This is a genomic window from Planktothrix paucivesiculata PCC 9631 (assembly GCF_900009265.2).
Classification (GTDB): Bacteria; Cyanobacteriota; Cyanobacteriia; order Cyanobacteriales; family Microcoleaceae; genus Planktothrix; species Planktothrix paucivesiculata.
Window position 1 is genome coordinate 34,804 of sequence record NZ_LR735021.1, and the last position, 13,572, is coordinate 48,375.

Annotated in this window: 1 protein-coding gene; it reads right to left on the reverse strand. The window is 41.0% G+C overall.

Translation table 11 applies throughout. From position 1 onward, the window contains the following. Window positions 1–11 precede the first annotated feature (11 nt). On the reverse strand, window positions 12–13,523 hold the full coding sequence (locus PL9631_RS17615; protein ID WP_156090614.1) for an SDR family NAD(P)-dependent oxidoreductase: 13,512 nt from the start codon (window positions 13,521–13,523) through the stop codon (window positions 12–14). Between the last annotated feature and the right edge of the window lie 49 nt (window positions 13,524–13,572).

Below are 13,572 nucleotides of genomic sequence, written 5' to 3' on the forward strand. Positions count from 1 at the left end.
GTGCGTTTTATTTATGTGCTGTCGCCCCACCAGGGGTTATGGCTGGCTTCTTTTGTGTCTTGTGCTACTTTTTCCTCGATGACTGTTTCAGGAACGAAACTATTTCCTCGAACATTTACCCGTTTTAGCTGAGGTGGTGTTATCGCTTGTCGTTGCTTACCAGATTCTTCCTGCAACCAACTTCCTATAATAATATGTGCATTGGTGCCACCATCGGCAAAACAGTTGAGTGCAAACACAAGTGGCGAAGTTTCCATCCATGCACTTGATTGACGACAGAAATAAAATGGCGAAGTGTCTATATTGTAATGTGTCAAGGGCATTTGCCCAGATAAAAAGGGTACTTGCTGCTGATGGTTTAACATACACACTAGTTTGATCAAGCCAGCAATACCTTCCGCACATAACGGATGTCCAATATTGGGCTTGATGGAACCTAAGCTACAAGGTGTCTTGTTTTCACTGCGATAAACTGCTTCAATAGCTTTAAGTTCTAGCAAATCAGTTACTTCGGAACCAGAACCGTTAGCTTCAATATGAATAATATCTTGTGGTTGTTTAGCACTTTGGGCTAGGGCGCGTTGCATAACTTCTTTTAGTGCTTTGATATTTGGTGTTGCTGGGCCTGCTGTGCGACCATCGTTATTGATTGCTAGTCCTTTAATGATGGCGTAAATGCGATCGCGATCATGTTGCGCCTGCTGTAAAGTTTTTAACAACACTAGTCCGACTCCTTCACCTAAAGTGATGCCAGAAGCTCGTCGATCGAAAATATGAAACTTCGATCCTTGATTTAACAAATTACGTTGCTGAAATATCCGATGTGCATTTTCGTTAACCAGAAGACTAACACCTCCAACTACAGCTGAGTCAATCTCGCCACTAAGCAATGATTGTATAGCAAAATTCATCCCTACTAGAGCCGAAGAGCAAGCCGTATCAATCACCAAACTTGGCCCTTTTAAATCAAAGAACTGCGAAACATGAGTAGCTAGATAATTCTGTGCCGATACAATTGGATTTTTCGCTTGATAAAGATCGGCAGCATCCACAAAATGTTGGCTGCGGGCACCCAAGAAAACTCCAGTGGCACTGCCCTTAATCTCTTCCAGAGTATAACCTGCGTGATAAAACAAGTTTAGGCATTCTTCTAATACTAAAAATGCCTGGGGATCTATTACCTTTGCATCCTCTGGCGGAATCAGGAAAAAAGCGGGGTCAAAATCACTGATATTATCAATTAAGCCTGCATAAAATGGTGTTGGGCTAGACCAGCGATCTCCCGAAACAGGACAAATCGAGCTTTTACCTTCTGATAATAAAGTCCAATATTCATCCAGATTTTTTGCCCCTGGAAATTGACAAGACATACCAACTACGGCAATTTCTAATGGCTTTGGCGATGAGGATTTTGGTGAAGTGATACCGGAGATATGAGGCTGGCTTTTTTCGAGAGGTGGAGATATTTGTGTGGTGTGTTCGCTATTTTTCGGCTCGATTTTCTGATGAATAATTGTATTTTTTAAAGCGGATGCTTGTTCGCTGGTCAGCCAAGAGGCGAGGGATTTTAATGATGAATATTCGTATAAGCTGGAGGGAGCGATTGGTTCAATAAGTTGTTGATTGATTTTGCTTGTCAGTTGAGCCAGCCAGATAGAATCCAAGCCATAATCGGCAAAGGATTTGTCTAGATCTAATTTTTGTTTAGCGATACCTAATTCTTGTGAAAATAAGTTGATTAAGTTATCTAGGGTAAATTTGTTAGAAATGTTGCTCTGTGTGAGAGGTTCTGCTAATGCTGGCATTTGTTGGTTTTGAATTAATGTTTGTGTGCTATTTATTTGTCTGTTCTGATGCTTCATTAGTTGTTGGGGATTCCACGAAGCAGAATGAACAACAGCAGGTAAAACCACAGGCCCCATCTTGGATGTAAGTATATTATCTAACAGTTGTAGCCCTTCTTGATTGGTTTGATGAAGTAGTCCTGTTTGTTTATATGCTGGGGTATTCGCTGCACCCATTCCGGCTTCTTGCCAACTTGACCATTGAATACTAACCACGATACCGCCTGTGGCTTCTGCTACATAATCCATATAAGTGTTAGCCATTGCATAGTCGCTCTGTCCGCTAGCCAGACTGGGAATAATGGCGGATACGGAAGAAAACAAGACGGCAAATTTTAATGGCTGCTGTTGGCATTGCTTCAATAGCGATCGCAATCCCACCACTTTAGGTTCTAGCACCTTTGCTATGTCTGCGATCGACTTACGAACAAAGGCCGGATTTTCTGAGTCCACTATTCCAGCACAATGAAGAAGACCAGCGATCGGCCCAAAGTTCGTTGTGATTTGGCGCAGACTTTCTTGGACAGCTGCTCGATCGCTTAAATTCAGTGACAAAACTTCTACCTTGACACCCTGCGCTTCTAGTGCTTGAATAGCACGGATCTTTTGTTGTACCTTGTCATTTTGCGGAGTAGCCCACTCAGTTTTGGGAGGTAGTGTTTCCCTTCCGGTTAGTACCAGGCGTTTTACTGCATAATGTTGGGCAAAATGTTGAGCACATAAAAGCCCTAAGCCGCCTGTTCCTCCAGTAATCAATAGCACTTCTTCCTCTGCAAACTGAAGTTCTGTACTTTGTGTTTTGGGTGCTTCTAGTACACGCTCTGTCAAACATGACACATAGCGTTTTCGATCGCGGCAACAAACCTCGCAGTTATCATCATTCAACAAAAACTCTGATGCAATCTGTTCTGCCAAAGCTGCCGTTTTCAGTCGAGGCTCAATATCAACATGACGGGATTGCACAAAACTATACTCACTTTGCAGCATCCGATACAACCCTACACGAGATGCACCAGATAAATTTACCTCGTCGTTTTGAAAAGACTCTAAACCTTGAGTTATACCCAGCAGTTTCAGGTTAGTTCTAGATCCTTTTTCGATCAGGCATTGAAACCACAATATCCAGTCAAGGGAATCTTCTGTTATTTCGCCTTTACAACAACCCAAAAGATCTATACAGCCGATGTATTCACTCCAATCTGTATCACTTTGTTCCAGTTGTGACTTGATGCTATTGAATTCAACGATCTGGCTGTTAGGAAATTCTTCTGCCAGCAAAGTCGCTAGTAATAGCGTTTCTTGATTACTGAGAATGGCAACTTTTCCCGTTAATTGTTTTTGGTATTGCGATCGATCAAATCTTGATTCATCAAGTACCCAATACTTTTGTAGATAATGAATTTTTCGTGAGGTTGCACTATCTTGAGTTGTGTTTGGTTGGCGATCGAAACTGCTTTGAGCGAGTCCTGGGAGATCGAACCAATAAAACTCTTTAGCAAAGGGATAGGTAGGAAGACTAATACGTTGGGGATTGCGGTTGTCATAGAACTTCTGCCAATCAATAGTGAAACCTCTCACCCACAGATTTAGCAGTTTATTTATTCTCTTTGATGCGATCCATTCATCAATTATGGTGGAAAACTCTTCTTCACTGGCAAAATCTGCCAGTAAATCTCGATCCTGTTGCAAATGCCCCCGATAAAGCAGTGGAATATCTTCCTGTCCTTCAACAAAGGACTTGAGTTTGTTTTCTAATTCATCCAAACTGCTCACAATCATTGCTAGACGCTCTTCCATTGCTTCGCGTCCTGTTTGAAGAGTGTAAGCAATATCTTCTAATCGGAGTAGTTTAGCCTCAGTTTGAGCAATTAAAAAGTGCCTTAAATTGTCAGCCATTTTAATAAGTTGCTCGGTATTTTTGGCTGACAATACGATCGCTACAGGTTGATGAATATCCTCATTGACATACTCGAAAACATCCTCCTCTGCATACTCTTCAATAATCAAATGTGCATTTGAGCCGCCAGCACCAAAGGAAGAAATACCCGCTCGTCTTGGGTATTCTTTGACTTCGCCGTTGATTTCAACAATAGGTCTTTTCCACTCCGAAAGAGTCTGCTGCACAACAAAAGGTGTTTTATCAAAAGCAATATTGGGGTTTAAATCTTCTGTGTGCAAACTGGGAACAATCTGGCGGTGCTTGAGTTGCAGGATAATTTTGCATAGTCCGGCTATACCTGAAGCAGCTTCCAAATGTCCCAGATTGGATTTTGCAGAACCTATGGCACAAAAGCCAGTATCGGCTGTTTCTTTGTTAAAGGCTTGGGTTAAGCCAGTAATTTCTATTGGATCTCCTAATTCTGTTCCTGTTCCGTGTGCTTCTATGTAGCTAATACTGCGGGCATCAACGCCTGCTTTATTGAGTGTTTGGCGAATTAAATCTGCTTGGGCTTTTGGGTTAGGAACGGTGTAACCATTGGTTTTCCCGTCGTGATTCACATGACTGGCGCGAATAATGGCGTAGATGTTGTCGCGATCGCGAATAGCCGCAGATAATGGTTTAAGTAAAACCACCCCTACGCCCTCTCCAGGCACAAAACCATTACCGCCCTTACCGAAGGCTTTGCACTTGCCATCCTTCGATAACATCCGCAACGCACACATCTGTACATAAGTGGAGGGGTGCAGATATAAGTTAACTCCACCTGCGAAGGCAAGTTGGCAGTTTTGACGACGTAAATGTTCGCAAGCTTCGTGAATAGCGATTAAGGATGATGAACACATCGTATCAATTGATAAACTTGGGCCTTGCAAATTCAAAAAATAAGATGTGCGGTTGGCGACTGAGCTAAAGGAGGTATGGGGAAAAACCTGTTCGCCGCGTTTCCATAGTTCTGGGCCATACAAGTCGAAGCCTGTTTTGGTGATTCCGGCAAATACTCCAACTTGTTGTTGATAGATATCCCGTACAGTGTCGCGGGTGTAGCCAGCGTCTTCTAGTGCTTCCCAAGAGGCTTGGAGAAATAAGCGTTCTTGGGGGTCAATACTTAAGACATCACGGGGAGGAATGCCAAAAAACAGCGGATCGAAATCTGCAAAACCTTCGAGAAAACTGCCCCATTTACTGTAACTTTTTCGTTGGGCGATCGCTTCATCGGCATCCTCAACAAAGAAGTCTTCTAATGACCAACGTGAGCTAGGAATTTCGCCAACGCAGTCAATTCCTGCTAGGAGATTTTGCCAATAAGCTTGTAGTGTATCGGCTTGGGAAAAGTGCCCGCTGACACCAATAATTGCGATCGCTTCTGTGACTTGGGAGTTTACCACATTTAGCACTTTCGATTTACTGATTGTAGTTTCAGGTAAAGGAGATTTGGCGATCGCTTTTTTGTTTTTCAACCCAGTCCAAGTCATGCACTCCTGCGGGTATTCATCAACCAAATAAGCAACTAATGCCTGTGATGTTTGGTATTCAAAAAACAAGGTTTGGGAAATTTCTGGAAAAACCTTTGCTAATTCCTGATTCAATTGGATAATAATCACGGAGTCTATACCGTAATGCTCAAATGCGTCTGATGCTTTAATCCGACTTGGTGCTAAACCGAAAGATTCTCCCAAAAGACCTTTTAGTTGAATCAAAGTTTTTTCCTGAAGCTGTTGTTTTTCAACCTGTGTCAGTGATTTTTCCTGATTATTTCCTTTTAGATTAATTTTTGATCGATCTGATGTTTTTTCCGTTGATGGCTCTCTTAGCAGCCATTTTTTCAAGGTTGGAAGATGACCGCCTGCTACTAAAATCTGACTTGGCCCTGAAGCCAACCCCTTAAATAATGCCTGAACTCCTTGGACTGTATTGATCGTTTCTAGTCCCACGCTCTGCTTCATTGCTGCTTTGTGGTGAGCGTCCAGTTGCATTCCACCCGCTTCCCAAAGGGGCCAGTTAATAGAAAGTGTTTGTCCCCATCGTTGCCCAGCTTTGACTAGATCGTTACGATAGCTGGAAAAGGCATCCATGAAGGCATTAGCGATCGCATAATCAGCCTGTCCTCTATTGCCCATTGTGCCCGAAATTGATGAAAACAACACCAAAAAATCAAGATTCAAATCTTTACTAGCTGCATCTAAATTAATCACACCTGCTACTTTTGGAGCCAACACTGACTGAAACTCGGCTGAGGTTTTTTTGATAATAAAATTATCCCGCACAATCCCCGCACAATGTAAAATACCATTCAAGGAACCATATTCTTTTGTAATTCGTTGCATGAGCAGATCGACATCATTTTTATTGCTGATATCAGCCTGCCAATACTCTACCCTTGCGCCAAGTTTTTGCAGTTGATGAAAAAGAGATTTTTGCTTTTCTAAACTTAGGTCTGATCGCCCAGTTAAAATAATCGTAGAACTCTGGGTTTTAGTAGCAATTTCTTCGGCAAAAATCAAGCCCAAACCACCTGCACCACCAGTAATTAAATAAACGCCTCCTTCTCGCCAAGGGGTTTGGTAAGTGCGATTGGAAATGACAAGCTCTTTCCATGCCAATACTTTACGCTGCCCAAGATAATACCTAATCTGCTTATCTTCTAGGCATTGACAATTTTCATTGAGTTTCTTCAGCAGACTAGTTTCCGTCTCGTCAGCAGAAACTTCAATTACCTGCCCGAATACTTTTGGGTTTTCCAGTTGAGCCGTTTTGAGTATACCGGAAATAGCCGATAAGCATTGTTTTTCTGTTTGTTGAGGAACCACACATTGAATAAAGGTTTTACCCCGATTTTTACTAACGAGAATTTCCTGAATAATTTCAAATATTTTAGTAAAATGATCCTGATAAATTTTCTCTAAAGTTGTGTTGTTGGGTAAAGTGTGAGCAGATGCTAAATGCACAAATTCAACACTTGGCATTTCGGGTTGCATCTCCACCACAGAGATATGATCCATCCCAGATAATAAGACGAGATGCAGATCATACTCTAACGATTCAACAGTTTGGGTAACAGCTTTTTCTTGCCAGTGTGGATAACAAATTAAAGTTTCTGATGAAGATGAAGACACTGTTGGCAGTTGTTCTACTTCTTGTTCGCGATCGCTACCAAAATACTCGCCAGTAAAAGGGTAAGTAGGCAACCCTGCTAATCGATGAAATAATCCAGATTGATAAAAAACACTCCAATCTACCGATGTACCTTGCTCCCACAACTGAGCAAGTTGTTCTACTTTGCGATCGGATATTAATTTTTGAATTAAGGCTGTTTCTTCCTGATTATTTCTACTAACTAATTTTTCATTTTCTGTGCTTTTTTCTCTATTTTCAAGCCATTGTTTTAACTGTTGAATCAGAGTTTGTTGATTATTTGCAATTAAAGCTAAACGATAGGTAAACGCTTCCCTTCCTACTTGAAAAGTATACAAGAAACGCTCAAATTGAATGCCGGGATTATCTTCCAGATATCGCTTTACATTGTAGGCATAGTGTTGTAAAGTTGACTCACTTTCAGCAGAAAGTAGAAATACGCCTGGTCTAAATACGTTGATTTCTGTTGGCGATCGAGGAATATAATGTTCCAGAACCAAGTGTGCGTTAGTGCCACTAAAACCAAATGAGCTAACCGCCGCCAGACGTGAACCCTGTGCATTCAGAGGCCAAGGTTTTAGCTGAGTATTAACGTAAACAGGACTGTTATCAAAATCAATGTGTTGATTGCCCCGATCAAAGTTAATTGATGGTGGTATTTGTTGGTGTTTCATACTCAGCAAAACTTTAATCACACCTAACACACCAGCGGCAGCGGTTGTATGTCCTACGTTAGCTTTTAATGAACTGATCGCACAGAATTTTCGTTTTGCGGTAAAGGACTGAAAACTTTTATTAAGTGCATGAATCTCTATCGGATCGCCGAGTTTAGTAGCTGTTCCATGAGCTTCAATATACTGTAAATCTTCCAGATTAATATTAGCCTTTTGATAGACTGAACTTTCCAATTCACTTTGAGAAACAAAGCTAGGAACAGTCAAGCTAGAAGTTTGTCCATCCTGATTAATCCCACAACCTCGAATAATGCCATAAATTGCATCGCCATCGCGCTGGGCTTCCTGCAAACGTTTAAGAATAACAACACCAACTCCATCACCAACTACAATTCCATCGGCATTGTTATCAAAGGGGCGGCACTGACCCGTTTTAGAAAGCATCCCTGCATTGTGCATGGCGATAAAAGTACCAGGATGCTGATAAAATGTCACGCCTCCAGCAATAGCAAGATTAATTTCACCATTTTTTAAAGCTTTGCTTGCCACATCAATAGCAACTAAAGAAGAAGAACAAGCTGTATTAATAGTCAGTGCAGGGCCTTTTAAGTCTAGGAAATAAGCTATACGTGCTGATAGAATACTTGTCTCTGAACCGAGCATATCAAAATGGGAAAAACCTTTGCCGAGTGAAGCACTTCCCATCGCACCTATATAAGTTCCTACAGCTTTTTTCTTTAATGACGAAGGTTTATAACCTGCATCTTCTAAAGCGCGATAACATTCTTCTAAAAGTATGCGTTGGGTTGCATCCATCGCTTTGGCTTCTCTGGGTGAGATATGAAAAAACAGCGAGTCAAAATAATCTAAATCGGGCATCATGCCATAGCGAATGGGAAAAGTTTCTGAACAATGGGAGGCGATATAGTCAAGCCATTCGGGTTTATTCAGGTCGGCAATACAATTTTTCCCTTGACTAACTACCTGCCAAAATTGCTCTTGATCTTTGGCTCCAGCACAGCGACAGGAAATGCCGATAATCGCAATATCATTGTTTGTATTGTTGTTTATTACAGGTATTTTCTCTTCAATAAATGCAGCATATTTTTCTGCTGTTACTAATAGATTGTAATTCCATGATCTAATCGGTTTACGCCCTAATTCAACTTGGATATATTGGGCTAAATCCTCTAAATTATGGCACTCAAATATTATACTGCTGGGCAAATACAGATCAAATTCTGTGTTAATAGCTTCCAATAATTCTACTGCATTTATAGAAGTAATTCCCAATTCTCCAAGTTGAAGTCGTTCTATAGATTTGAGTTCCTGTGCTGCAAATCCTAAGATGTTAACAAAAATGTTGACTAGGATGCTTTTTATTTTCTCTAAGTTAGGTATATTCTCATTAAGTGTGGGAGGCAAAATTTCTTTAGACTTGTTCACAGATAGCTCAGTTTTTTTCAGTCCTCCCATTGGTGGATAAGGGATATGACCAATCCGCAACATTTCATCTAATGCGTGGCTATATGGTGTTTGATTGGCGATTTTTCGGGTGTTATAATCACGCCGTTCTTGTTCGCTGCGCTGAGTATCTTTTCTCAATTTTAACAAGTTATAAGTAATCCAACCTTTTTCTAGTGCGATCGCTTGATTAGCATAATTACGATAACTATCCTGACTCACTTTCGGCAAATGCTTGGTATGTTCAGCGTGTTCTGGATCATAAAGATAGTTGGAAATTTCCCTCGATACATCAATAATTTCATCAATAATTAAATTGTGTTTTGATAACAGGTCAATCCACTGTTGTTGAGTAGGGATACTAATTTCCACATTCGGATCGACAATACTACCTCGCAGATTGCCGATATAATCCATGAGCAAAATTTTTCCGTTCTCACTAAGCGCGTCTGCCATTTTCCGAAACAAAGCATCTTTATCACGAATATGAAAAGTGACTTCAACGCCGAGAATAATGTCACAGCGATCAGGGAATTTATCTTTTGAACTATCTTTGTGATAAATATGAGCGCGGGAACCCAAATTCATATTTTCAATCCGGCGATTTCCCAAAACTGCTTGAGATTCGGTAATGGTAAAACCGTCAGTTTGAATATGAGGATAAAGTGCGGCGATTTGAATTACATCCGTTCCATGACCGCATCCAATATCAAGAACAGTGTGAATTTTGGCAAAGTTTTCCCGACAAAAAAGAACCTGACGGACTTCCCGTTGTTTTTCTTTAATCATTTCTAGTTCTTCGGGATACTTTGCTGCATTCATAGCCACACGAGTCATCGAAAAGCCGGGAATTCTTTGGGGAAAAGCGCCGAAAGTTAAATACTCTTCCTGAAATTCTTCATCACATTCTTGTGACATTCTTGTATAAAATTCAACGACTTTATTTTCTTCTCCGCTTGGCTCTAAGTTGAGATTATTCTCTAAGTTACATTCAGCTTCTGAAAATTCATTCTCATGAGGAACGATCGAGCAAGTTCTTCTCACAAAAGGATAAGTTGGCAAACCATTAATCCTGTCTAAAATTCTTTCATTATGCCACTCATCCCAAGGAATAGTATTACCTTGTACCCAAAGTTCAGCCACAGCGAGAGCATTATCAGCATCACCTTCTTTTACCCTTGCTGCTACTGCTTCTGGATTCTTGATTTTCGCTTGTGTTAAATCACCGTAAAAACCTACTTCACCTAGTTCACGGGTTTCCAGCCAACGATTAAGATATTTCTCAATTTCCTCCGATTGTTTAACTACAAAAGCTAGGCGACAGGTCATACTTTCCCGGCCTACTTGTAGGGTGTAAGCTATCGATCGTAGATTGAGATTTTGATGATTCTTTAAGTAGATTAACCAGTCCTGAACATATTGTTCTAAGCGTTCTTCATTTTTGGCTGATAAAACAAACAATACAGGCTCCTGGCTCTCGCTCACAGGCTCTACATTAACAGCGTATTCCTCCACAATCACACAAGCATTCACCCCGCCAGCGCCAATGTTCATAATCCCGGCTCTCCGAGGGACTTCTACTCCATCGACGCTCACGGGTTTCCATTCGCTAAGGTCTTGTTGTAACTCAAAGGGTAGTCGCTGGAAATCAATACTAGGACTGAGTTCTCTGGAACGCAAGGTGGGTACTAGGGTTTTATTGTGCAATGATAAAATGACTTTGGTCAGTTGCGACATTCCCGATGCTGATTCGCAGTGTCCGATATTGGGTTTGACTGAGCCAATGCGATAGGCTCCTTCAACATGATAACGATCACGAAAAACCTCGGTCAATGCACTTGCTTCTATCGCATCACCCATTTCTGAACCTTGTGCTGCGGCTTCAATATAACTGATGCTTCGCGCATCAATGCCACTATCTTGCAAAGCTTGGCGAATCACAGCGGCTTTCGGTTCAGGATTGGGGGTTTTATAGCCATTTGTCTTACCATCATGATTGACCGCACTACCTCGAATCAAGGCATAGATGCGATCGCGATCTTTAATCGCTCGATCGTAAGATTTAAGAATAACAACCCCAACTCCTTCTCCGGGAACAAAACCATCACCATCTTTTTCAAAAGCAGCACAAATCGAACTGCTGGAAACAAATTTTCCTAAAGAAAGTTCGAGATATGACGAGGGATGTGCATATAAATTTACACCCCCAACTATAGCCATATCTCCCTTACCAGAACGAATATATTCACAAGCTTCATGTATAGCAACTAAAGAAGAGGAACACATCGTATCGATCGGGAAACTTGGCCCTTGGAGATTCAGGAAATAAGAAACCCGATTTACTAGAGAGGCATAAGATGTAGCTGGAAAAATAGCGTTGCGATCGCTATTTTCAAATTCTGTGCGATATAAATTAAAGCCTTGTTTTGTAATTCCGGCAAAAACACCAATTCTTTGCCGTAAATCAGCCGATATATGGGAAGGTGAATACCCAGCATCTTCTAGTGCTTTCCAACTTTCCTCAAGGAATAGGCGTTCCTGGGGATCAATATTAGCTGCTTCACGGGGAGTCATGTTAAAAAATATCGGATCAAATCGATCAAAGTCCTCTAAAAAACCACCCCATTTGCTATAACTTTTTCCTAATTTCACTGCTTGATTGCGATCAGGATGATAATGATGTTGCCAATCCCAACGCTGCTTAGGAATCTCCTCAATGCAGTATTCGCCGTTTTGCAATTTTTGCCAAAATTCGGCTATTGTTTTCGCTTTTGGATAACGACCACTCAATCCGATAATAGCGATCGGTTGTTTTGTAGCAATATTTGGTATTAAAACAGGCTGAGTTTTGACAGATTCAACTTTTAGATCTGGAATAGCGATCGAGGTATTCCAATCAATCCATTTCCGGCAACCATCCATATAGTTTGTGGCTAAATGATCTGCTAAATCAGCTAAGTTTTGGAATTGATAAAATAGAGTTTGAGATACAGAGCCTAACCTCTCAGTCAACTTGTGATTTAACTGGCTAATTATGATTGAATCAATACCATAATTTTCTAGAGGTTCTTCTGGATCGATCTTGTTTAAAGGTAGCTTAGTTATTTCGGCAAATAAACTTTTTAATTGGTCAAGGGTTTTTTGTTTTAGTTGCCTGTCATCCAGAACAGTTTGAGAATCACTTCCTTGAGACCGAACTGTTTTTTCTGGCAAGTTCAAAAAGAATTGTTTAAGTTTAGCCACATCACCCTCTAGGATCATCACCTGATCCTGATTGCTAGCAAAGGCTTTATACAAAGCACGAATGCCAGCCGAAGTAGGCATAGCAACTAGACCAATACTTTGCGCCATCATTTTCTCGATCGCTTCATCAACTCGCATACCACCCTCTTGCCATAAGGGCCAGTTAATTGATAAACTCCGCCCTTGACGTTGATGTGATTGCACAAGTTGATTACGGTATTTCGCATAGCAATCCATAAAGGCGTTAGCACAAGCATAATCCGCTTGTCCGACGTTACCTATAGCACCCGCTAGTGACGAACAGAAAAAGAAAAAGTCTAATGGTTGGTCTTTAGTCGCCTCATCAAGATTCACCGATCCCATGACTTTGGGCGCAAGTACTTTTTCTAACTCTTGTGATGTTTTTTTAATAATAAAGTTATCGTAAATCACACCAGCAGCGTGAATAATACCGTCGAGATAACCGAAATTTTGGTTAATATCTTCGATCAAATTTGTAACACTTTGCGAATCGCAAATGTCCGCTTGTCGATATTCAATATGTGTATTACTTTTTATACATAATTTCTCTAAGCTTTGCATTAGCTGTTGCTTCGTCTCGTTAAGTGGCGATCGACCAGCAAGAATAATCGTTCCATCACAAATTTGTTGGGCAATCTCCTTACTAAAAATCAAACCTAAACCACCAAGACCTCCAGTAATTAGATATTTCCCCTTTTCCTTCCAAGGGATAAGTACTTCATCGTTAGAAATCAGTATTTCCTTCCATCCCCCAATCCGACGGTCTCCGTTGTGATAATCAATTTTTTGGTCTAAAGGCGTTTGAGCATTCGTTTTTAGTTTGGCAACAATATCTTCTGCATCCTCATTCGGTGCTATGGTTATTAGTTGACCGATCAGATTTGGGTTTTCCAGGTGAGCCGTCATCAGCAAACCAGCAAGACCAGCAAAAAGCTGATGTTCAGGCCAATTACGAATTACCAACTGAAGTAGAATTTTTCCTTCTTGTTTCGTTGTGAGTAACTGTTGAATTTCTGTAAATAGCTGCCACGCATAGCATTGGAAACGTTCAGCGATATTTTTTGATGGTGATTTCAGAACGAGACAATCGATCGTTTCCATCCTGCCAGCGATACTGTCCTGCATCATTCCGTTAGGTTCACAAAGAATCACCAAATGTCTGCTGTACTGCGTGATTAATCTTAAATTTTCGTAAGTGTTCACAGGGTAAACTCCCTATCAATCAATGGGTTCATTAAAGATCGGCTCCAGA